Origin of the sequence: Sulfitobacter sp. 1A12157 (assembly GCF_043557345.1) — a bacterium.
Lineage (GTDB): Bacteria > Pseudomonadota > Alphaproteobacteria > Rhodobacterales > Rhodobacteraceae > Sulfitobacter.
Genome location: NZ_JBIFFV010000010.1, coordinates 96,451 through 118,548, shown reverse-complemented (window position 1 = coordinate 118,548; position 22,098 = coordinate 96,451). Strand labels below are relative to the sequence as shown.

General features: G+C 64.6%; 21 protein-coding genes. 5 read left to right on the top strand and 16 right to left on the bottom strand.

The genetic code is table 11. The annotated features are described in order from the left end of the window. Positions 1–31: 31 nt before the first annotated feature. From ACGYLC_RS16115 to ACGYLC_RS16095, 5 genes are all read right to left on the bottom strand, one after another. Positions 32–223: a DNA gyrase inhibitor YacG gene (locus tag ACGYLC_RS16115; RefSeq protein ID WP_394401340.1), complete on the bottom strand. Its 192-nt coding sequence runs from the start codon at positions 221–223 to the stop codon at positions 32–34. Next, the gene (locus ACGYLC_RS16110) at positions 220–1,254 is read right to left on the bottom strand and encodes a ribonuclease E/G (protein ID WP_394423876.1); all 1,035 of its coding nucleotides are present in this window, start codon (positions 1,252–1,254) and stop codon (positions 220–222) included. Before ACGYLC_RS16110 ends, ACGYLC_RS16115 begins: the two co-directional genes overlap by 4 nt. Further along, the gene (locus ACGYLC_RS16105) at positions 1,251–1,829 is read right to left on the bottom strand and encodes a Maf family protein (RefSeq protein WP_394401344.1); all 579 of its coding nucleotides are present in this window, start codon (positions 1,827–1,829) and stop codon (positions 1,251–1,253) included. Before ACGYLC_RS16105 ends, ACGYLC_RS16110 begins: the two co-directional genes overlap by 4 nt. An 89-nt stretch (positions 1,830–1,918) precedes the next feature. Next, positions 1,919–2,137, bottom strand: coding sequence for a translation initiation factor IF-1 (gene infA, locus ACGYLC_RS16100; protein WP_005978431.1), 219 nt, complete (start codon positions 2,135–2,137; stop codon positions 1,919–1,921). 81 nt (positions 2,138–2,218) lie between these two features. After that, entirely contained in the window at positions 2,219–3,094 is an 876-nt protein-coding gene (locus tag ACGYLC_RS16095) for a carbon-nitrogen hydrolase family protein (protein WP_394423874.1), read from the bottom strand. Between the two features lie 163 nt (positions 3,095–3,257). Here ACGYLC_RS16095 and ACGYLC_RS16090 point away from each other — a divergent pair, with 163 nt between their 5' ends. Both ACGYLC_RS16090 and ACGYLC_RS16085 read left to right on the top strand, forming a co-directional pair. Next, a complete protein-coding gene (locus tag ACGYLC_RS16090) occupies positions 3,258–4,253 on the top strand; it encodes a LysR family transcriptional regulator (protein WP_394423873.1) in 996 nt (331 codons plus the stop codon). A 7-nt stretch (positions 4,254–4,260) separates the two neighbouring features. Further along, positions 4,261–4,959 (top strand): NAD-dependent deacylase, encoded by a 699-nt coding sequence (locus tag ACGYLC_RS16085; RefSeq protein ID WP_394423871.1) that lies wholly within the window; start codon positions 4,261–4,263, stop codon positions 4,957–4,959. A 21-nt stretch (positions 4,960–4,980) separates the two neighbouring features. Here the strand turns inward: ACGYLC_RS16085 and ACGYLC_RS16080 are convergent, their stop codons facing one another. Together ACGYLC_RS16080 and rpmB are read right to left on the bottom strand one after the other, a co-directional pair. Further along, positions 4,981–6,621, bottom strand: a complete 1,641-nt coding sequence (locus ACGYLC_RS16080; protein ID WP_394423870.1) for a BCCT family transporter — start codon at positions 6,619–6,621, stop codon at positions 4,981–4,983. Between the two features lie 255 nt (positions 6,622–6,876). Then, positions 6,877–7,176 carry a 50S ribosomal protein L28 gene (gene rpmB, locus ACGYLC_RS16075; RefSeq protein ID WP_067268014.1) on the bottom strand — a complete coding sequence of 100 codons (300 nt, stop codon included), beginning with the start codon at positions 7,174–7,176 and terminating at the stop codon, positions 6,877–6,879. A 269-nt stretch (positions 7,177–7,445) separates the two neighbouring features. Between rpmB and ACGYLC_RS16070 the strand changes: the two genes are divergently transcribed. After that, entirely contained in the window at positions 7,446–8,141 is a 696-nt protein-coding gene (locus tag ACGYLC_RS16070) for a CDP-alcohol phosphatidyltransferase family protein (RefSeq protein ID WP_394401360.1), read from the top strand. A gap of 15 nt (positions 8,142–8,156) precedes the next feature. Here the strand turns inward: ACGYLC_RS16070 and ACGYLC_RS16065 are convergent, their stop codons facing one another. Together ACGYLC_RS16065 and ileS are read right to left on the bottom strand one after the other, a co-directional pair. Beyond that, on the bottom strand, positions 8,157–8,612 hold the full coding sequence (locus tag ACGYLC_RS16065; RefSeq protein WP_394423868.1) for a methylated-DNA--[protein]-cysteine S-methyltransferase: 456 nt from the start codon (positions 8,610–8,612) through the stop codon (positions 8,157–8,159). A 257-nt stretch (positions 8,613–8,869) separates the two neighbouring features. Continuing rightward, positions 8,870–11,791: an isoleucine--tRNA ligase gene (gene ileS, locus ACGYLC_RS16060; protein ID WP_394423867.1), complete on the bottom strand. Its 2,922-nt coding sequence runs from the start codon at positions 11,789–11,791 to the stop codon at positions 8,870–8,872. A gap of 373 nt (positions 11,792–12,164) precedes the next feature. On the opposite strand from ileS, the gene ACGYLC_RS16055 reads away from it, so the two are divergent. Beyond that, on the top strand, positions 12,165–12,914 hold the full coding sequence (locus ACGYLC_RS16055) for a Crp/Fnr family transcriptional regulator (protein WP_394401367.1): 750 nt from the start codon (positions 12,165–12,167) through the stop codon (positions 12,912–12,914). On the opposite strand, the gene ACGYLC_RS16050 is transcribed toward ACGYLC_RS16055, so the two are convergent. Genes ACGYLC_RS16050 through ACGYLC_RS16035 form a run of 4 tightly spaced genes read right to left on the bottom strand, consistent with a single transcriptional unit; the run spans position 12,911 to position 18,186 of the window. Then, positions 12,911–14,068, bottom strand: coding sequence for a glycosyltransferase (locus tag ACGYLC_RS16050; protein ID WP_394423865.1), 1,158 nt, complete (start codon positions 14,066–14,068; stop codon positions 12,911–12,913). The genes ACGYLC_RS16055 and ACGYLC_RS16050 overlap by 4 nt on opposite strands. After that, entirely contained in the window at positions 14,065–15,009 is a 945-nt protein-coding gene (locus tag ACGYLC_RS16045) for a glycosyltransferase family 2 protein (RefSeq protein ID WP_394423863.1), read from the bottom strand. The genes ACGYLC_RS16050 and ACGYLC_RS16045 overlap by 4 nt, the downstream gene beginning before the upstream one ends. Continuing rightward, complete coding sequence (locus ACGYLC_RS16040) at positions 14,981–16,138, bottom strand: glycosyltransferase (RefSeq protein WP_394423861.1); 1,158 nt, start codon at positions 16,136–16,138, stop codon at positions 14,981–14,983. Before ACGYLC_RS16040 ends, ACGYLC_RS16045 begins: the two co-directional genes overlap by 29 nt. Further along, positions 16,135–18,186 carry an HAD-IIB family hydrolase gene (locus tag ACGYLC_RS16035; protein ID WP_394423860.1) on the bottom strand — a complete coding sequence of 684 codons (2,052 nt, stop codon included), beginning with the start codon at positions 18,184–18,186 and terminating at the stop codon, positions 16,135–16,137. The genes ACGYLC_RS16040 and ACGYLC_RS16035 overlap by 4 nt, the downstream gene beginning before the upstream one ends. Before the next feature lie 148 nt (positions 18,187–18,334). Here ACGYLC_RS16035 and ACGYLC_RS16030 point away from each other — a divergent pair, with 148 nt between their 5' ends. Further along, positions 18,335–19,114, top strand: coding sequence for a sulfotransferase family protein (locus tag ACGYLC_RS16030; protein ID WP_394423859.1), 780 nt, complete (start codon positions 18,335–18,337; stop codon positions 19,112–19,114). 4 nt (positions 19,115–19,118) lie between these two features. On the opposite strand, the gene ACGYLC_RS16025 is transcribed toward ACGYLC_RS16030, so the two are convergent. From ACGYLC_RS16025 to ACGYLC_RS16015, 3 genes are read right to left on the bottom strand one after another with little or no spacing between them, the layout of a single operon-like run. Beyond that, positions 19,119–20,123: a YcjF family protein gene (locus ACGYLC_RS16025; RefSeq protein WP_394423857.1), complete on the bottom strand. Its 1,005-nt coding sequence runs from the start codon at positions 20,121–20,123 to the stop codon at positions 19,119–19,121. Then, positions 20,123–20,587, bottom strand: a complete 465-nt coding sequence (locus tag ACGYLC_RS16020) for a GNAT family N-acetyltransferase (RefSeq protein ID WP_394423856.1) — start codon at positions 20,585–20,587, stop codon at positions 20,123–20,125. Before ACGYLC_RS16020 ends, ACGYLC_RS16025 begins: the two co-directional genes overlap by 1 nt. After that, the gene (locus ACGYLC_RS16015) at positions 20,584–22,011 is read right to left on the bottom strand and encodes a YcjX family protein (protein ID WP_394423855.1); all 1,428 of its coding nucleotides are present in this window, start codon (positions 22,009–22,011) and stop codon (positions 20,584–20,586) included. The genes ACGYLC_RS16020 and ACGYLC_RS16015 overlap by 4 nt, the downstream gene beginning before the upstream one ends. Positions 22,012–22,098: the final 87 nt, after the last annotated feature.

Genomic DNA, 22,098 nt, shown 5'->3' with positions numbered 1-22,098 from the left:
CTTCTTTTCAAAAAACGCAAATTTCCCTGTATTAATGGGGCTTTGCGGGGTGGTCTTGTGCCGCTTCGGCGGCGTCGATGGCGGCTTCCACGTCTTCGGGGTCACGCGAGGGGACGGCGTAGCTGCCGTTGAACCAGCGGCCCAGATCAATGTCGGCGCAGCGGCGCGAGCAGAAGGGGCGATGCGCCTTGACGGTTTCGGCTTTGCAGATCGGGCAGCTCATTGGCCTGCCCCTGCCAGCACCTCCGCCAGAACCGGGCGGGCGCGTTTGCGTTGCAACTCGTAATGGCCCAGTGGGGTCCAGCCGACCAGCGTCGTATCCACATCGTCGGCGCGGAAAGCGGCGCGCAGGGCGCTTTCAAACGTCCGGCGATCCTTCTTGGGCATCGGCGCTAGGTCAAGCGTGATCTGCCCGCCCAGCCCGCGCAGGCGCAGGGCACGTGGCAGCGCTTTGGCGCAGGCCATATTCGCCTTCACCCCGGCGGCGAGCGAGGCATCGTTGCCGGTATTTACATCAACGGCCACCAGCGCGCGCGTCGGCTCCACAAAGATCGACGCGCCGCCCCCCAGCGGCACCTGCGCCAAGGCCACACGGTCGAGCTCTTCCAGAATGCCGTGGTCGTCAAAGCCGCCAGCCTCGGTCACCACCTCGGCCGGCGCGGTCCAGTCGCGCCAGGCAAGCAGATGCGGACCGTCACCTTCGCTCAGCACCTCCATCCGCTGCCCGTCATCATTGGCCACGGTATCCGCCAAGCTCAGCATATTGGCGATATCCTCGGCGATATCCTCGGCATCGGCACCAGCGCAGGAGGACCGCAGGATCAGGCCCAGATCGGCGCCGCCCGCAACCTCATGGGCGATTTCCAGCAGCCGGTCGCGCTCTTCCTCGTCCTTGATCGAGCGCGAGATGTTCAGCCCCGGCGCATCCGGCGTCACGATGGCATAGCGCGATTTGAAGAGCAGCTTATTGGTCACCGGGATCGCCTTGCCCGGCTCGGCATGGCCCGAGACCTGCACGAGAATCGTCTGCCCGGGGGCCAGCCCCTTGATCTGGCGCAGAAACGCCGCGCCATCGGGGGTCTTGAGGAACATGCCCCCCTGCCCCTTCACCGGACGATCCGCAACCGCGCGGTACACGGTGCCGACACGCGGCCCGTGGCTGTCGATCAGAAAATCGTCAAGTTTGCCGTCCACCATCAGGGCGGCGGCTTCGATATCACCGAGATGGTCGAGAATGATCGTACGGCCCTTCATGGCGTCCTTCCGTCAAATGGGTAGCCTGCCGCTTGCAGCAGGTTCGCAGCCTCAGCCAATGGCAGGCCGACGATTGCAGTGAATGACCCGCTGATCCAAGGGATCAACGCGCCCGCGGGGCCCTGAATGCCGTAGCCGCCCGCCTTGCCGCGCCAATCGCCGGTAGCGAGGTAGCGGCGAATCTCAGGCTCGGACAGGGATTTCATCTTCACGCTGCTTTGCACATCCCGCTGCCACAACTTCTCGCCGCGCTTGACGGCGACGGCGGTGACCACCTTATGCCGACGGCCCGACATCAGCCGCAAAAAGGCTTCGGCCTCGGCCTCATCCTCGGGCTTGCCAAGGATGCGCCGGCCAAGCGCCACAGTGGTATCGGCGCAGAGCACGATGTCATCCGCACCCGCGGGCACCGCCGCCACTTTCTCGCGCGCCATACGGGCGCAATAGGGGCGTGGCAGTTCGGCCTTATGGGGCGTCTCGTCAATGTCGGGGGCGCGAATGGCATCGGGGGTCACGCCGATCTGGGCCAAAAGCTCCAGCCGGCGCGGCGATCCTGATCCAAGAATGAATTGCATCTTATGGGCCTCTTTGCCTGAGGCCGGCGGCCCGGTCGGGGCCGCGCACGGCCCCGCCTGCGCCGCGCAACGCGCGAACGCGGTGCCGCTTACTTGAAGCGATAGTTGATCCGACCCTTGGTCAAATCATAGGGTGTCATTTCCACCTGAACCTTGTCGCCAGCCAGAACACGGATGCGGTTTTTCCGCATCTTGCCTGCCGTATGCGCGATGATCTCATGGCCGTTTTCCAGCTCGACCCGAAACGTCGCGTTAGGCAGGAGTTCCTTCACGACACCGGGAAATTCGAGCGTATCTTCCTTGGCCATGGTCTCTCCTTGAGCACAAAACCCTCCAAAACGAGGGCGCAGGCTTAAATGGGCGCATTTTCGCGCTTTTTCAAGGGGGATTCAGCGCAAAGCGACGTTTATCGCCTTTCCGTCGCGGCCAATCTGGTCTTGCCAGTCCCTTCGGTTGAGCACGATGCCATCCGCGCGCACCTCGGCGACCTGCGCCAAATCGGCGTCGGCCACGGTCCAGCCGGGGGCGTTGACCTCGCGCAGGCCCAAAATCCCCGTGGGCGGGAAGCCCCGATCCGGGGGGCAGAAAATCCCGCCCGCGCCATAGGATTGGCCAAGAGCGTTGGACCAATCGGCCTTGCCGACGACCGATGACATGGCGGTAATGCACTGATTCTCAAGCGCCCGCGCCATGGAGCCGATGCGCACCCGCCAATAGCCCGCGAGCGTTTCGGTTACACTGGGCACGCAAATCACATCGCATTCTGCCAGCGCGCGGCCCAGCAGGGGAAACTCGCTGTCATAGCAGATGAGAATCCCAATCTTGCCGATCGCCGTGTCAAAGACCTGAAGCGCATTGCCCCCGATCACGCCCCATTCCTCACGCTCAAAACGGGTCATGATCTGCTTGTCCTGCACCCCGACCTGCCCCGCGGGCGTGATCAGCCGGGCGCGGTTCACGGGTCGGCTCTCGGTCGCGGCGGGGCCGGAGCCTGCCACGATATGCACGTTATGCTCGGCGGCGAGCTTAACATGCAGCCGGTCCGCCTCCTCAAGCTTGTCCGACACCGCAAAAAGCGACCGTTCCAAATCGCCCGCCACCTCGGCCCCGTCGAGCGTGGCCAGTTCCATCGCGGCGTATTCAGGAAAAACCAGCAGTTCCGCCCCCTGCACCGCCGCCTCGGCGACCCAATGGGCCAGTTTGTCTTCGTATTGCGCCCATGATGTCAGAACATCGAGCGGATAGGCGGCTGTGGCGATCTTCATTTGAATGGCTCCTAGTTTCCGCGCAGTCTGCGCAGCTTTGCCGCTGGCTTCAAGACAAGCAGCACCGCTTTCATGAAAACGCCCGAGAGGCTGCCGCTCGCTTGGGCAAAGGCTTGACCTGACCTGTCCATGGTTTCACAAGTTCCGAAAGAGATGGGACCATATGCTGAACAAGGGCATCACCCTGCGGGGCATCGAAGTGTTTGAAGCGTTGGCGCGAAGCGGGTCGGTGGCGCAGGCGGCCGAGGCCACGGGGCTCAGCCAGCCCGCCGTCAGCCAGCAGATGCGCAACCTCGAATCCGCCATCGGCGCGGAACTGGTCGACCACACCCGCCGCCCCATGCGGCTGACCCCAGCCGGGCAGATGTTTCTGCGCCGCGCCGAGCAGGCGCTCGGCGAATTGCGCCTAGCGCAGAGCGAAGTCACGGTGATGGATCTGGCCCATTTGGAGGCGCTGAACCTTGGTGTGATCGACGATTTCGACGATGACCTGACCCCGCGCCTAGCCACGATCCTTGGCGACAGCCTGACCGGATGCCGCTTTCGGATGATCACCGCAGGCAGCAATGAATTGGCCAAGGCGCTGCGCGACAAAAGCCTGCATATGGCGCTATCGGCGCAGATCGACGGGCCGATGGCGGGGGTTTTGGAATACCCGCTGGCCCGCGATCCCTTTATCCTCATCACCCCCGCGGGCACCTCCGCCGACCCCGACGCCCTGCTGCGCGGCGATACCGACCTGCCCTTCCTGCGCTATGCCGCCGATCAGTTGATCGCGCGGCAGATCGAGGCGCATCTTGCATCCGAGGGCCACGACCTGCCCGCCCGTTTTGAGATTGGCAGCCATCTGGCGCTGATGGCCATGGTGGCGCGCGGCATCGGCTGGGCGGTGACCACGCCCTTGGGCTATATGCGCGCCGCGCGCTTCCACGAACGCCTCGCCGCGCATCCCCTGCCCGCAGCGGCACAGGCCCAACCGCCTGCGCGCACCATCTCGCTCTTTGCGGGGGCTGAATGGTCCGGCCCGGTGCCGCGCGACATTGCTCAAACCCTGCGGCAGTTGATGCAGACCCATATGATCGCCCCCGCCATCGCGCAATTGCCCTGGCTGGCCGAGGGCTTTCACCTGCTTGAAGACACGGCCCCGATCGGAGAATAATCCCCCCATGACCAAGATCGTGATCCTCACCGGCGCGGGCATCTCTGCCGAAAGCGGGCTTGAGACCTTCCGCGCCTCCGATGGCCTCTGGGCGCAGCACCGGGTCGAAGATGTGGCCACGCCCGAAGGTTTCGCCCGCAACCCCAAACTGGTGGTCGACTTCTACAACGCCCGCCGCGCGCAGGCCGCCGAAGTGGCCCCCAACGCCGCGCATCGCGCCCTCGCCCGGCTGGAGGCCGAATTGGACGGCGAGGTGGTGGTGATTACCCAAAACGTCGACGATCTGCACGAACAGGGCGGCTCGCAAAAGGTCATGCATATGCATGGCGCGCTCAAAGGCGCGCTTTGCGCCGCTTGCGATCATCGTTGGCCCGCGCCCATGGTCATGGCCCCGGGTGATCCCTGCCCCGCCTGCGGCGCCCCCGCCGCGCGGCCCGATATCGTCTGGTTCGGTGAGATGCCCTATGAGATGGATGCGCTTTTCGATCACCTGGCCGAGGCGGATATCTTTGCCGCCATCGGCACCTCGGGCAATGTCTATCCCGCCGCCGGTTTCGTCGCTGAGGCCCGCCGCGCCGGGGCGCATACGATTGAGTTCAACCTCGAACGTTCCGCCGTGGGCAATCAGTTCGCCGAACATCGCATCGGGCCAGCCAGCCAGACCGTGCCGGAATGGGTGGCCGAGGTGCTTGGGGCGCGCCGCTAATCACCGGCGCGCCACGGGCTGTCAGCGCGGTTCGCTGCGCAGCCCTTTGTAGATCGTGTAACACATCACCAGCATCAGGATCGCGAAGGGCACCCCCGTCGCGGTGACCCCGGCCTGCAGCGCCGACAGCCCGCCGCCGATCAGCAGCACGATGGCGATCAACCCTTCGACGATGCACCAGAAGATGCGCTGCGGCACCGGGGCGTCGATCTTGCCCCCTGCTGTGATCGTATCGACAACCAGCGACCCCGAATCCGAGGAGGTGACGAAGAACACCAGCGCCAGAAGAATCGCGATGGTCGACGCGATCTTGGTAAAGGGAAGCTCATTCAGCATTCCGAACAGCGAGAGTTCCGGCGAATAGCTGTCGATCACATTGGCTTTGACCAGCGATGTCTCGGGGCTGGCAAGGATCTGATCGATTGCGATGCCGCCAAAGACGCCCATCCAGATGAAGATGATCAGCGACGGGATCAACAACACGCAGATGATGAACTCCCGCACCGTGCGCCCGCGCGAGACGCGCGCGATGAACATGCCAACGAAAGGCGCCCAAGAGACCCACCACGCCCAATAGAACGCGGTCCACCCTTCGCGGTAGGAATCATCCTCGCGACCGAAGGGATTGGAGAGCGGGATGATCTCTTGCGTATAGGCCAGCAGTCCGGTCCAGAACCCGTCCAGCCCCACCAGTGTAGGCCCGACGAAGAGCACGAAGAGGAAGAACAGGACCGCCACGATCATATTCACCTCCGACAGGATCTTCACCCCGCCATCCAGCCCGCGCCAGACCGACACCAGCGCCACGGCGGTCACCAAAAGGATGATGATCACCTGCACATTGGTCGAAATCTCAAGCCCGAAGGCGAAGTTGAACCCCGCATTGGCCTGCTGCGCACCAAGGCCAAGCGATGTGGCAAGACCAAAGAGCGTCGCGAAAACCGCCAGAATATCAATGATATGCCCCGGCCAGCCCCAGACCCGGTCACCCAGCAGCGGGTAGAAACAGGACCGGATCGAAAAGGGCAGCCCCTTGTTGTAGGTGAAGAGCGCCAAGGCCAGCGCCATGATCGCATAGACCGCCCAACCGTGCAGACCCCAGTGATAAAAGGTCGCCGCAAGGCCCATGGCGCGGGCGGCCTCTACATTCTCGGGAATGATCGAGCCATCCTCTGCAATCGGCAGGGGCACCCCCAGCGGGCCGGAGACGTTCATATGATACACCGGTTCGAGCACGCCAAAGAACAACAGGCCGATGCCCATGCCCGCGGCAAAAAGCATGGCGAACCACGCCAGATAGGAATACTCCGGCACGGCCTCTTGCCCGCCAAGCCGGACCTTCGAAATCGGCAGGAAAATCAGCGCGATGCAGAACAGAACGAAGATGTTCACGATGATCATGAACAGCCAATCCAGCTTGGTGGTGGCAAAATCACGAACCGCGAGGAAGACCACCCCGGCCTGACCGGGAAAGAGCATGGTCAGCAGCACAAAGGCCACCGCCGTCAGGCCGGAGACCATGAAAACCGGGTTGTGAATGTCAAAACCCAAGGGCCCTAGGGTGCCGTCGATATTGTCTTGGCCAACCTCAAAGTCCGTCTCGATCTCGTTCGTGTCGGGTGGCGTAGTGGAACTGGGCGTGCCGGGTGTGGGGTCAGTCATGAATCCTCCGCTCTTGATGCACTGTCTGACCCCCGCTCGGCAGGTAGCATGGCCAAAACAACGATTGTCGGAAGATCAATTAGCGCGCCGCTCCGAGGTTTCCCGAATAAAAACATGCCCCTACGCAAGAAAATTACCCCGGGCCGCCACGGCCCCATCTTCCGATAAGCAGAAAACCCTAACAAATCCCTAAGCCCAAAACGAAAAAGGCCCCGATCCTTTCGGATCGAGGCCCCAATCTCTATGCGGTAAGCCTTAGCTCAGCACATCGGCGGTCGCGCTGGATTTCGCGATGGCCTTTTTGATTTTCAACGCGTTGTCGGACAGTTCAACGTCCTTGGCTTTCGCCAAGAACTTGTCCAGACCACCGCGGTGGTCAACGCTGCGCAGAGCTGCGGCAGAGATGCGCAGCTTGAACGCGCGGCCCAGTGCTTCGGACTGCAACGACACGTCGTTGAGGTTCGGCAGGAACCGACGGCGTGTACGGTTGTTGGCGTGGCTTACGTTGTTGCCCGTCATCGGGCCTTTTCCGGTCAATTCGCAACGGCGCGACATGGGTTCATCCTTTTGCTGTTGTGTCTTTCCAGCGATCCGGAAACACACATAACGTGGGGGCCGCGCAGAGCCGACCCTGAATTGGTTCGCTGGCTTTAAGGGGAATCGCGGTAGCCGTCAACCCGGTGCGCGGGACTTGGCCATATTTCCTGCACCCGCCACCGATTGCGTCAAGCGCAGCTGCCACGCCCTGCCCCCGCTACGCTGGTTTTTGCCATCGACGCCAGAGTTTCCTTTGCATCCCCGCGACGGATTTGCGATGCAGACGCATGACCATACAGATGCGCGCCCTCTTCGTTCACCTTTTCACTGCCACCGGAGCGGTGCTGGCGATGCTCGCCATGCTTGCCGCCGTGGAAGAGAAATGGGACCTCATGTTCCTGTGGCTGGTGATCGCCTTTTTCGTTGATGGGATCGACGGGCCATTGGCGCGCAAATATGACGTGAAGACCAACGCGCCCGAGTTCGATGGCGTCTTGATGGATCTGATCATCGACTATCTGACTTACGTCTTCATCCCGGCCTTCGCGCTTTTCACCTCGGGGCTGATGGATGGCTGGAGCGGCTGGGCGATGATCATTATCATTACCTTCGCCAGCGTCATGTATTTCTCTGACACGCGGATGAAAACAAAGGACAATTCCTTTAAAGGTTTCCCCGGCTGCTGGAACATGCTGGTGCTGGTGCTCTTTGCCTTGCAGCCCCAATGGTGGGTCAGCCTGATCGTGGTCACCATCCTTGCAGCGGCGATGTTTCTGCCGATCAAATTCGTCCACCCCGTTCGGACCGAGCGTTGGCGCCCCGTGACGCTGCCCATGGCGCTGGCATGGACCTTCTTTGCGGGCTGGTCCGCTTGGGTGAACTTCCACCCCGAAAGCTGGGCGCATTGGGGTCTGGTGATCACCTCTGTCTACCTGATCTGCGCCGGCGCCGCGCAGCAGCTGATCCCGTCGGGCGACGACTGAACCCGTTTCTACCTCTCAAATCAACAGCCCCGCCGCGCCTTCATGGCGCAGCAGGGCGACCTTGGTCTCCACCCCACCCGCGCCGCTGAAACCAGTAAGCCCCTTGGCCCCCATGACGCGGTGACAGGGGATCAGGATTGGGATCGGATTGCCGCCACAGGCCCCGCCCACGGCTTGCGCGGGCACGGCGAGATCACGGGCAATCTCGCCGTAGGTGCGGGTGTGACCGAAGGGAATGGCCGAGATGGCGGCGCAGACCGCGCGTTGGAAGTCACTGCCAGTGACCCGCAGCGGCAGGTCAAAGCGCTGACGCTGGCCTGTCGCATATTCGTTAATCTGCATCAAAGCGGTGTCGAGCAATTCCGAGCGGTCTTGCCCCGCCGCCTGCCCCCAGCCGAGCGCCGTGATCGCGCCGTCTTCTTCAGTGACGGTCAGATCGCCAAAGGGCGTGGAGAGGGAGGCTTGTTTCATCGCCCCATTCTGCGCCAGAAATCACGCCTGCGAAAGAGAGCTGAGGGCATCGCCCTCCCTGGGGGCGATACGCCCTATCTGGCGGGTGTGGGCTTGCAAGAGACGCTAAAGGGGCGAATTGCGCAAACGCTGCAAAATCGCCCTCCGGGGGGAGGGAGGGCGATGCCCGTGGTCCCACGGGCGGGGCATTGGCGACCTGACAAACAAGAACGGGCGCCGGTTCCCCGACGCCCGTTCGATCACTCTCTTAGAAACCCTCAGGCTTCCACCAACGCCTCGCGCACAGCCTCATCACAGCGCCCGCAGACACCGGGGTATTCATGCGTGCCGACATCCGGCAGCACCTTCCAGCAGCGCTCGCATTTCGCGCCCTCGGCCTTTTCAAAGACCACGGCCACGCCATCGGTCTCGGGCATGCGGAACGCCTCGGCCGGCGCCGGATCGCCGGTCACGGTGATGTCGGAGGTGATGCTGACATCTTCGAAGGACACGCTTTCTAGCGCCTCCCGCTGCGCCGCGTCCTCGACATGTACCACCGGTGCCGCCTCAAGCGACGCGCCGATCACCTTCTCTGTCCGCTGCACCTCGAGCGCTGCGGTCACCACGCGGCGTGCGGCGCGGACCTTGGCCCATTTCGCCGCGAGTTCCGGGTTCAGCCATGCTTCGGGCGTCTCGGGCATGTCGACCAGATGCACCGAGGAGTCGTCGCCCGGGAAGCGCTCCAACCAGACTTCTTCCATGGTGAAGACCAGCACCGGCGCCAGCCATGTGGTCAGACGGTGGAAGAGGATATCCAGCACCGTGCGCGCGGCGCGGCGGCGCAGGGTGTCGCCGTCGCAGTAAAGCGCGTCCTTGCGGATATCGAAGTAGAAGGCCGAAAGATCGACCGTGGCAAAGGTGAAGACCGCTTGGAACACGCCCTGGAAGTCGAAACGCGCGAAACCGTCACGCACCACCTTGTCGAGTTCCGCCACCCGGTGCAGCACCCACCGCTCCAGTTCCGGCATCTCAGCCGGGTCGACGCGGTCCGCCTCGGAAAAGTCACTCAGCGCGCCCAGCATGTAGCGCATGGTGTTGCGCAGGCGGCGATAGCTGTCGGCCACGCCTTTCAGGATCTCGTCCCCGATCCGCTGGTCGGCGGTGTAATCGGTCTGCGCCACCCAGAGCCGCAGGATATCGGCGCCATATTGCTGCACGATCTTTTCGGGCACGATGGTGTTGCCGATCGACTTGGACATCTTCATGCCCTTGGCATCCAGCGTGAAACCATGGGTCACCACGTTGCGGTAAGGCGCGCGGCCCGTGGTGCCGACCGATTGCAGCAGCGAGGAGTGGAACCAGCCGCGATGCTGGTCCGTGCCCTCCATGTAGACATCGGCGATGCCGTCTTCGGTCCCGTCCTCACGGTCGCGCAGGGTGAAGGCATGGGTCGAGCCGCTGTCGAACCACACGTCGAGGATGTCGGTCACCTGATCGAACGCCGCCGGGTCGACGATGCCCTCAAGGAAGCGCTCCTTCGCGCCCTCGGCATACCAGGCATCGGCGCCTTCGGCCTCGAAAGCCTCGACGATGCGCTGGTTCACCTCTTCATTGCGCAGCAGGAAGTTCTCGTCCGTCGGCGCCACGCCCTTGCGCACGAAACAGGTCAGCGGCACACCCCAGGCGCGCTGGCGGCTCAGCACCCAGTCGGGCCGCGCCTCCATCATGGAATAGAGCCGGTTGCGGCCGGATTTCGGCACCCAGTTGACTTTGTCGATGCAGGTCAGCGCGCGTTCGCGGATGGTCTCGCCGTTCTGGTCCAGCCCGTCGCCGACCTTCTTGTCGATGGCGGCGAACCACTGCGGCGTGTTGCGGTAGATCACCGGCGCCTTGGAGCGCCAGCTATGCGGGTAGCTGTGCTTGATCTTGCCGCGCGCCAGCAGGCCGCCGACCTCGACGAGCTTGTCGATGATGGCGCTGTTGGCGTTGCCTTCCTTGCCGTTCGGCTTGAGGATCGCCTTGCCGCCGAAGAAGGGCAGATCGTCGCGGAAGCGGCCATCCTCCATCACGTTGTAGGTGATGACCTGCGGCAGCATGCCAAGATCGCGGTAGAGCTCGTATTCCTCCAGACCGTGGGACGGCGCGCAATGCACAAAGCCGGTGCCCTCGTCCGAGGTCACGAATTCGGCGGCGCGGAAGTCCCGGAGATCGTCCCATTCGCCATTCGCGCCCTCGGCCCCCGCAAAGGGGTGCTGGAGCGAGACCCTGGCCAGTTCGTCATTGTCGACGCCGCGCACACGCTGCCACATGCCATCTTCGAGCCGTGCGCGGCCCAGCACATCGGCGGCCAGATCGTCGGCCAGAAGGTAACGGTCGCCCACATTGGCCCAGCATTCGTCCGGCGTGGCGGTGACCTCGTAAAGGCCGTAGGAGATCCCCTCGCCATAAACCACGGCCTTGTTCGAGGGCATGGTCCAAGGCGTGGTGGTCCAGATCACCACCTTGGCGCCGTCGAGATCGCTGTCGGTGCCAACGACGTCGAACTTCACCCAGACGGTAAAGCTTTCCTTGTCGTGATACTCGACCTCCGCCTCGGCCAGCGCGGTCTTCTCGACCGGTGACCACATCACGGGTTTGGAGCCCTGATAGAGCGTGCCGTTCATCAGGAACTTCATGAATTCCTCGGCGATCACCCGCTCGGCGTGGAAGTCCATGGTAAGGTAGGGGTTCGCCCAATTGCCGGTGATGCCGAGGCGCTTGAACTCCTCGCGCTGCACATCGACCCATTTGGCGGCGAAGTCGCGGCACTCGGCGCGGAACTCGTTGATCGGCACCTGATCCTTGTCGCGGCCCTTCTTGCGGTACTGCTCTTCGATCTTCCACTCGATCGGCAGGCCGTGGCAATCCCAGCCGGGGATGTAGCGCGCGTCATAGCCCATCATCTGATGGCTGCGCACGATCATGTCCTTGATCGTCTTGTTCAGCGCGTGGCCGATGTGCAGATTGCCGTTCGCGTAAGGCGGGCCGTCATGCAGGGTAAAGGGCTTGCGGCCCTCCTTCTCGCGCAGGCGGTCATAGACGCCGATCTTCTCCCACCGCTCCAGCCAGCCGGGCTCGCGCTTGGGCAGTCCGGCGCGCATGGGGAAATCGGTCTTGGGCAGGTTCAGCGTGGCTTTGTAGTCGGGGGTCTCGGCGCACATGGGGGGCGTCCTTCAGGCATTTGGGGGGTTATTCAATCTCGGTCGGTGCGAATGGCTCAAGCACCTCGGCCCGGCGTCTCAATTGCTCAGAGCGCCGGGAATATAATTCGAATAATGATCGCGGTGAGGCGTGTCATGCGCCCGCTTATAAACAGCCCCCCCTGCCCCGACAAGCCCCGGAAGAGGCGCGACAATCAGGGTGGAAAACGCCACCTAAAACGCAGGCCACCGAACTTAACATTTTTTATGATCCCCGGCCTTCGCTTGAATTTTTCGGCGAAAACAGCATCATAGGGCATTCGACAGAGCTGAATTCACGCGGACCCTGCATTGTGGCTACCGCGTCATTTTTAATGGGCGGAAAGACCTGCGTGTGACGATTAAAGACACCTTTTATCACGACATGTCCGTAAAGCCTGCGGGCATGGTAGACCACCTGAGCGGCGCGCAATGGGCCAAACTTGCCCCGCTGATGACCCAACACAAGCATTTCACGGCCGGAAGCGTGGTCAGCCGACGGGGCGATTTACTGCATCACAGCCTGCTGTTGCTGGATGGGTTGATCGCGCGCAGCGTGCCACGCGGACAGCGCGCCCGCAGCACCTTCGTCGCCCTCCAATTCCCCGGGGAGTTTGTCGATCTGCACGCCTTTCCGCTGAAACAACTCGACCACGATGTCATCTCGCTGACCGATACACGGGTCGCCATCATCTCGCACGAGCCGCTGCGCGAATTGCTCAATGGCGATGTCGAGATGGCGCGGAAACTCTGGCTGATGACCTTGGTCGATGCCTCCATCCACCGCCATTGGGTGATGCGCAACAGCGCCATGCGCGCGCTGGCGCGGGTGGCGAATTTCCTGAGCGAATTCGACGCCCGCATGACCGCCGCCTATGGGATGGAGCGTCAAAGCCTGCCCTTCAACCTGCGCCAGACCGATATCGCCGATGCCACCGGCCTCACCTCGGTCCATGTCAGCCGCACCCTGCGCGAGCTGCGCGAGCATGGCTGTTGTGCCGTGACGGGCGGCAAGCTGCTGATCCACGACCGTGCGGGGCTGCATAAGGTCGGCCAGTTCGAGCCTGCCTACCTCTATATGCCCCAAGCGGAAGCTGCGCTTTAACCCGCCTCTGCTAGAGGCTGCGGCGCATGTTCCACCTGCAAGGCAATCGCCGGGTAGGTTTTACGCGGCAGGGCAACACCCTTTTGCGCCCGGGCCGCATGGTAGAGCCGTTCGAACTTCGTCACCATCGCCTGCGCATCAAAGAGCCGTGCCACACGGGCGCGGGGCACTTCGGCGGGGATATCGCGCGCGCGTAACAAAGCATCCGCCAAGGCATCCGCGCTATCCTCTGCCGCGATGACACCCGCCTCGCCAAGCACCTCCTCAACCGCGCCATGCGGGGTCGCGGCGACAGGCAGCCCTGTCGCCATCGCCTCCACCGCGGCAAGGCCAAAGGGTTCCTCCCACTGCGGGGTAAAAAGCGCCACCGAGGCCCGCCCATAGGCCGCCCCAAGCGCTGCCGTTTCCAGATGCCCGACATAGGCCACATCGCCATAAAGATGCGGTCTTACCATATCGTTAAAGTAATCCTGATGCTCGACTACGCCATAGATGTGCAGCGGCACCCCGGCGATCTGCGCCGCCTCTGCCGCCAGATGGGTGCCCTTGGTCGGGGTGATCCGCCCGGCCCAAACGGCGCTGCCATCCCCCGCCCCGCCTTGAGGCCATTCGTCAAGGTCGATCCCGTTGTGCACCACATGCGCCGTCTCGGGCGCGCCTTCGGGCCACCAGATGCCGCGCTGCCGGGCCGAGACGACGGAGGACAGATGCCAAGGCGCCGCCCCATCCGTCAGCGCGCCGCGCAGCACTTTGAAGGGCGGGATATGCAGCGAGGTCACCATCGGCAGGCGCTCCGCCCGCGACAGGCGCGGCAGGAAGCGGTGCAGCGCGTTATTGTGCACCACGTCAAAGCCGCCCTCCAGCAAGAGCCGCGCGGCGCGGGCATAGCAGGCGTCGAGATGGTCGTTCAGCGCATCGGTGCCGTGAAAGTCATGCCATGGAAAACGCGCGTCGTAATGCGCGTCACAGACCGGCAGCAGCTTCACCCCCGGCGGCAGGCTCGCAGCACTGTCCCCGCTGGCCAATAGGGTCACCTCATGGCCGCGACCGGCCAGGATCCGGGCAAGCCCGTGGGTAAACGCCTCCATCCCGCCTTTGAAGGGGGCGGCGATGGGATGGCGAATATGGCCGACGATGGCGATGCGCAGGGTCATTCCGCCGCAATCCGCTCTTCGCCGCGCAGATAGCGCAGCACCCGCGCGGTATTGGCGTAAGGCTGGTCCGACTGCTGCTCGCAAAGCGCGAAGTCATCCGCATCCGGTTCACGCAGCTGCACCAATGCATCGCCATCCGTCCCCACCAGCCCCATCAGGCGAAAGGCGGTGAGCCAATGGTTCATGGTCCGGTGGCCCCATTTGTCGGCGAAAATCTCTGTATTGCGCAGGATCGAGGGGATGTGGTGGATCGGCGGCATGCAATGCGGGTGGTGCTGGTGAAACACCTTCGCGCCCTTCGCCCAATGGATCGGCACGCCGCGTTCGTCCAACTCTCGGCCAAAATCCGTATCCTCGCCCCCATAGCCGGTGAAACGCTCGTCAAACCCGCCGGAGCGGTCCCAATCTTCGCGGTGGATGGCAAAATTGAGCGACCAGAAGCAGCGGTAGTCATTGCAGCGTTTCAAGCCTTCGGCGGGCGGCCCCTGACGGTCGGAATGGCGCACGGCCACGGCCTCCAGTTTGTGATAATTCCAACCTTCGGTGGCGGTTCCCGCCGGGAGGTAGTTGACCTCGCCCATGATCAGCCCGTTGCCCGGCACCGCATAGCCCATATAGTCGGCGATCAGTTCCTGCGCCGGAATGCAATCCAAGTCGAGAAAGACCAGACAGTCGCCCGTGGCCTCTGCCGCGACGGTATTGCGCGCGCGCGACAGCGGCAGTTCACTGCCCGTCACCTGAACCTGCCGGATCGGGAAATCGGTCTGCGGCAGGTCGTCGTAAAGCCTGTCCTGCATGACCCCGATCACCAGCTCATCCGGCTGCCGGGTCTGACGGGTCAGGCCAAGGATCACATTGCGCAGATGCGCCGCCCGCCCGCGCGCAAGCGTCAGCGCGCTAACTGTGGTATTCTCAGGCACGGATGGGGTGAACGACGTCATGTAAGTCTCCGGTATCTTTAGTTGTTTCTGATAGCAGCTGGTCGGTAAGGCCGATCAGCCAATTGGCCGTCTCTGTCGCGGCATCCTCGTTAACCAAGGCCCGTTGCAAGGCCGGGTCATGGGCATCGAAGGTAGTTTGGATCGCGCGGCGCCACGCTGCGGCGGACGAGGGGAAATGCGGCAGGTGATGCGCCGCCCCCGCCCGCGCCAACGCCTCGGCCTTTTCGACCTGTTCGTCGAAATAGCGCCACTCCGGGACAGCGAGCCACGGGGTCTCTGCCGCAAGGATCTGGTGGCAGGTGGTGTTCCCGGTCGAGGCCACGACCATATCCGCCGCCGCCAGATAATCCGCCGCGTTCTCGACCCAGCCGTGATGGTGCAGGTTGGCGGGTTCGGTGGCGTGCCAATCGCGCGCCATGCGCCCGATGCTGATGAAGGCCGTCTCAGGCATTGCCCGCGCCGCGATGCCGAAAGGCGCAGAGGCGAACCCCGTGCCGCCCCCGCCCGACATGACCAGCACCATGCGCTGCTCTGGCCCGACGCCAAACCCTTCTCGCAACTTGGCACGCCGCGCCGGATCGGGGCGTTTCACATCGACGCCCAAGCCTCCGGCGAAATGCGTCTTGGCCAAATGCCGCGCGGGCCAGTCCGGCTGCGCCAGCGCCTTGGCGGCGGGGCAAAGCAGACCGACCGCCCCATCATAGGCCGCCTGATGCCCCGGATCACCACGCTGGCCGTGTTGCAGCACCTTTACATGCGGCACGGAACAGATCCGCGCAAGCTGCGCCACCTCTGCCGAGACATCGCTGATCATCAGCACCGGATTGGCGCTGGCAAACCAAGCGGCCAGTTGCGCCATGGCCTGCCGAATGCCGGGCCAGCCAAGCGGCGCGCAATGCACCGTATCCGGCGCGCTGGTGGTGTCGTTGATGTCCTCGGCCCCTGTCGCCTCGAAAAGCGATGGCAGGGTGACGACCTCCACCGCCAGAGTGAAGGCGGGGAAAATGTCCGGTTTCGCGCAGAAGACGGTCACCGGCTGGCTTTCGGGCAGCGCGTTGACCACGGCGGCGCAGCGCTCCGCATGGCCCCGGCCTTGATGGTGGACGAAGTAACCGATGGGCCGCGTCATTGCGCCACCATCTTCACGGGCGATTCCATCGCGTTGAGGGCGAAGCCGAAGGTCTCGAGCCCCTCCAAAACCCCGGCGGCGTGCGCCGCGCGCGCGTGGTAAAGCCGTCTGCCGCTCAGACGTTCGCGCAGCCCATCCATCGCATTGCCAACCAAGATACCCCGGCCCGGGCCATCCTCCACCGCCTGCAACATGTCGAAATCATTGCCGCTGTCCCCGGCCACCACGACCCGGTCCATCGGCATGCCCAACCGCCGCGCGGCGGCACAGACCGCAGGCCCCTTACCCGCCGCCAAGGGTAGAACATCGATCAGCCGCCCATGCGAGGCGACGATCTGCGCCGCCGCACCACGCCGGGCCAAATGCCGCTCCAACCGGCGCGCGGTGCGCGTGTCGCCGAAACCGCTCAGCTTCCACCGCCGCTGCTCGACCGGCGCTTGCCAGTTGAAGCCGAAGTCCTTCAGCGCCCGCTCCACTCGGGCACGGTCCCACCCGGTGTCGAGCTTTTGGGCGAAACGCTCATCCAGACAAAGCCGCCCCTCGGCATCGGGAAGATAGACCTCGGTCCCGACAGAGGTGATGAAGACACGCGGGGCGGGCAGGTTCCAATCGCGCAGGATGCGGCGCGCCTCGGGCAGGCTGCGCCCCGTGGCCACGGCAAAAAGCGGGCGGTCGCGGGCGATCCATGCATTGAACAGGGCCGCGGATGGGGCGCAGCCCGTCAGCGTGTTGTCGATATCGCTGGCCAGCAGCACCGGCGCGGGCGTTGTCATCGGCGCGGGGTGGCGGATGTCTTCGCAGATGTGCTGCACTTCCTCGGCCCATTTCGACCAGTCGTAGCGCCCGACATGAGCGCGCCCGGCTTCCGATGCCGCGACCCAGAATGCGCGATCGTCCAACAGCTTCAACAGGGCCGTCTCGATGGCCGTATCATCGCAAGGCGGCACACAGAGACCATGGCCAAGGTCCGCCACGATATCGGCAGGCCCGCCTTCGCGCGTGGCCACCACCGGCAGGCCATGCGATGCCGCCTCCAACATGGTCAGGCCAAAGGGCTCATGCAGTGCGAGGTTGACGAAGACCCCGCCGGTTTGCGCCGCGCGGTCATAGAGGGCGGCCACATCGCCCTGCGTATGGCGCGGCGGCAGCGCCACTTTGCCACGCAGCTTCGGCACCTCCAACGTCTCTCGCAGGCGGGACAGCTCCGCGCGCGCCTCTGCATTCGCCTGCAGCGCATCACCATGCTGACCGGCAAGGATCACAAGGTTCGCCCGCGCCTGCAAAGCAGGGCTTTGCGCATAGACCCGCGCCAAGGTCGCAAGGTTCTTGCGGGCCACGGGGCGCGCCACGGCGAGCAGCGTGGGGCGGTCGGGGTCGCTCAACTGATCGGCCAAGAGGGCACGGCCTGCCCCGGCCTCAGCCGGGCGGCGCAGCGACACGCCCGGAGAGACGCGGTGCACCCGCGCCTGTGCATCCGCCCCATAGGCCGCGACCTGCACCTCGGCCTCATCGCGCGAGGAGAGCACCACCGCATCCGCCTCCAACAGCGCCCGGCGCTCTGCCGCCACGCGCGCGGCATCCACCTCTGCCCCCGATTTGCTCAGGGCCAGCGAATGCGGGGTATAGATTACCGGAATGCCGAACCGCGCCCGTGCTGCCAGCGCCAATTGCGCCGCATCGGCGAAATGCGCGTGGATCACATCCGGCAGCCGTTTGGCCTGCGCCAGATCCTCTAAAAACGCCTCAACCAGCGCGGGGATCTCCGCGGCGAGGTTTTCCTTACTCAGATACCCCCGCTCCGCCGTCCAAAGCCGCCGGATCGACAGGCCACGGCTAACTTGCTGATCGGTCTGGGCGTGTACGGCACCAAGGGTCGGTTCATCGAATGCGCGGGTCACGATCTGCACCGCATCCACATCCCCCCGCGCCGCCTGCGCGTGGGCCGCCCCCAAGATATAGGCGATGTGACCGCCGGTGTCTTCAGTCACACCGTAGTTAACAGATGGCGCCGTGAGGCAGCCCCCGAGGGCAATGTGACAAATGAACATGTATGGATCTCCTTATGCAGAGGTGACCCCCTCACGGCCCATCCGTTCCGATAACAAATGTTAATGCATACATTTGTGGACAGGGGGCATGACCGCCCTAGGTGCCTGCCACTGAACCCCGCCTCTCTCCCCAATCAGAGCCACCCCGATGCCCACAGAAATCCCCCCGTGCTACCTGTTCATCGGTGGGCTGCACCGCTCTGGCACCTCGCTGGTCAATCGCCTGGCCAATGCCCTGCCCGGCGCGGGCGGCATCACCGGATCGGCAGCGCCCGAGAATGAGGGGGTCTATCTGCAAGGGGCCATCCCCCATACGGCGCAATCCGGGCGGCCCATGCATTTCGCGACCAACCCAGAGGAACATCTGACCGAGGCGCATCCGCTCAACAGTTTGGAGACGAAGACCCGGCTGACGCAGGACTGGGCGCCGTGGTTTGCCCCGAACCTGCATTGGCGGGTCGAGAAATCGCCGGTGAACCTGACCCGCATGCGGCTGATGCAACAACTCTTTCCCATGTCGCAATTCATCGTCGTCCTGCGCCACCCCGAGGCTGTCGCCGCCTCGGTCGCGTCATGGGTCGATGCCCCGTCGCAGGCGTTGATCGACCATTGGATCGCGGCGCAGGCGCAGATGCTGGATGACCTGCCCTATCTGCATGCGGTGATGGTCCTACGATACGAGGATATCGTCGCCGATGCCCCCCGCGCCCTGCGCCGGATCGCGCGTTTCGTCGACCTGCCCGAGGCGGCATTGCCCGAAGGTATCGCCGATGGAAACCGGACCTACGCCGGGGCCACGCAGTTGACGACCGCACAGGCGGGCGAGGCTGCGCAGTGGGGCTACGCCCCCGGCTTGCAAATCGCCCCTTGGCCCGGCCTGATCCAGCACCCCCTGCGCGCGGTGCGCGAGGCGGTCGACGCGGCCTGACCGGTTAACCCTCGCCCAGCACCCCGGTCAGCGCGCGTTTGATGATGCCCCGCACGCCGGGGCGTTTCTCGCGGGCAAAGGGCAGCGGGCGGCACACCTCGATCGCGGCCACGCCCACGCGCGCGGTCAGCGCCCCGTTCACCAGCCCCTCGCCGAAACGACGGCTCAGCTTGGCGACGATAGAACCGCCTAAGAGCGGTTCGATCAGATCATCCCCCACGGCCACGGCCCCCGTCGCCACCAGATGCGACAGCACCGCCCGGGTCAGCCGCCACGAGCCGAAAAAACCCGACCGCCCGCCGTAGATTTCCGCGATGCGTCGGATCATCCGCAGGTTGCTGCTGAGGGCGGCGGCAACATCGGCCAGCGCCAGAGGCACCAGCGCGGTGACGGCGGCGACCTGCCGGGCTGCGGCCTCGACCTCACGCGTAGCGGCACGGTCCAGCGGGGCCAGAACCTCGCTCTCGGCCAGCCCCAGAAGCGCTTCGGCATCGAATTGGTCGCCGCGCAGCTCCGTCAGCCGGTCGCGGCCCCAGCGGGTATCCTCGCGGTGCTTGTAAAGCGCCTCAAGCCGGTCCGCGACATCGCGCGCGGCGGTCAGATCCCCCTGCGCCAGCGCTTGACCCGCGTCATGGCGCAGCCCGTCGAGCCGCGCGAGCCGTCCAAAGGCCGCCATTTCGCGCAGCGACAGCAAAAGCAGCACCAAGAGGAACGCCCCGATCAACAGGGTCATCGCCCAGCCCAGCAGCGGATAGCGCGCCATCAGGTCGGTCACGAAGGTCCAAGCCGCGATCGACACCAGCGCCGTGACCAATGCGCCCGCCAACACCCAGAACAGCCGCACCAAGCGCGATGGTTTGCGCGCGGCGAGCCGGGCGGCGATCTGCATCGCTTGACCCTTGGGCGCCGGCGCCTCGATGTCCAACTCGGGCACGGCGGGCGCATCGGCGACCGAGGGCTGTGGCTTGGCGTCTTCTTCGAGGTCGAACAGGATCGGTCCGCGGGCCATCAGGCGGCCTCCCTTTGCCAGTGCAATGTCAAATCGGGCAGCCCTTCGTCATTGGCGCTGCCATCGCCGCGTCCGGTCTCGGCGAACCCGTGTTGGCGGTAGAAGGCGATGGCTTGGGCATTGGCCTGAAAGGTCCAACAGGTCAGTGACTTATGTCGCGTCTTTAACGCGCCCAAAAGAGCCGAGCCGATGCCCTGCCCCCGGGCCGATCGCGCCACGAAAAGCGCATCCAATGCGCCGCGCTGACAAGCCGCGAAACCGGCGACGCGGCCCTCCCGCTCGGCCACAGTGACCCAGCCCCGGGCGATCATCGCATCGGCATGGGCGATATCCTCGGCGCCGGTATGAATGCGCGGCAACCAAGCGGTGTCACGGGCGAAATCGCTCATGATGCCGCCCACGGCCCCCGCGTCGAGCGGCTGCGCCGGGCGCAGGGTGGCGGGGCGTGTCACAACCGCGCTCACAGCCGATCCCCAATCAGGAATTCCGCCGCGCGGTCGAGCCGGATATGCGGCGGCCCGTCGCCGGGGCGCAGGTCCAACACCGCCGGAGCAAAGCGCATGATCTGATAATCCGCCCCCAGCCATTCCTGCGCGCCCTGCCGCGCGGGGGTCAGCAGATGGGCCGGGTCTTCGGGGAGTTCACCGGGATAGAAGGCCGCTCGCCGCCCGCGCGTCTCATCCTCGTTCAAGAGCGTCCCGCGCACCACGTCGAGCGGCTCTCCCCCATGGGTCATCACGTCTTCGGTCGTGGCGCGCAGGCTGGCGATGGCCATGGCCCGCGTGCCCGCCCCCGCATATTGCGCCCGGTCCCGTGCCTCACGGATCAGCGCCTGCATGATACCGCTTAGCCGGGGATGCTGGCTGTGGTGCAGATGGTCGGCCTTGGTCGCGGCAAAAAGGATTTTCTCGACCCGTTTGCCCCGCAGGAGCGTGCTCAGAAAGTTGTTCCTCCCCGGCCGGAACGCGCCCAGAATATCGGCCATGGCGCCGCGCAGATCTTCGACCGCCTGCGGCCCTTGGTGGATGGCGCCAAGCGCGTCGACCAGCACCACCTGCCGGTCGATCCGTGAAAAGTGATCGCGAAAGAAGGGCTGTACCACCTGTTTCTTATAGGCCTCGAACCGCCGCGCCATCTCGCGCACCAAGGATTTGCGCGGCGCGCCTTCCGATCCCGGCAGCGGCGCGAAGGTCAGCACCGGCGATCCGGCCAGATCACCGGGGAGCAGGAACCGCCCCGGCGTGCAGTCGGAATAGCCATTGGCGCGGGCGGTTTGCAGGTAGTCGGCAAAGCTGTCTGCAAGCCTGCGGGCGGTGGGCTCCTCTAACTCGGCATGAGGGTCGGTCTGCCCGGCCAGTGCGCGAAAGCCCGCCGCCTCCTCGCGGTTTGCGATGCGATTGGTCACCTGCGCCGACCATTCGGCATAGGTGACATCCATCAGCGCCAGATCAAGCAGCCATTCTCCCGGGTAATCCACGATATCCAGATGCAAGGTGCGCGGCCCTTGAAACCCCGCCAGCAACCCATTGGGCCGCACCTTGAGCGAGAGCCGCAGTTCCGAAATCGCCCGCGTGCTTTCGGGCCAATGGGGCGTCTTGCCAGTCAGCGCGGCGAGGTGGGTCTCATACTCGAACCGGGGCACGGTATCGTCGGGCTGGGGCTGCAGAAACGCCGCCTCGATCCGCCCCTCAGAGGCCGCGAGCAGCCCCGGCATCCGCCCCCGGTCCAGCAGGTTGGCGACCAACGAGGTGATGAAAACCGTCTTGCCTGAGCGCGCAAGCCCCGTGACCCCAAGCCGGATCACCGGCTCGAAAAACGTCTCGCCCACCGTGTCGGTGACATTCTCGAACTGCCGCCAAATCCCGTCGGCAATGCCTGTGATACCCAAAGCTGTGCCCGTCCTTCTTTCTTTGCTCTCAACATAGGGCCGGCAGCCGGGGATTGCCAGAAGCGCCCGCCCGCGCTAAGGCCCCGG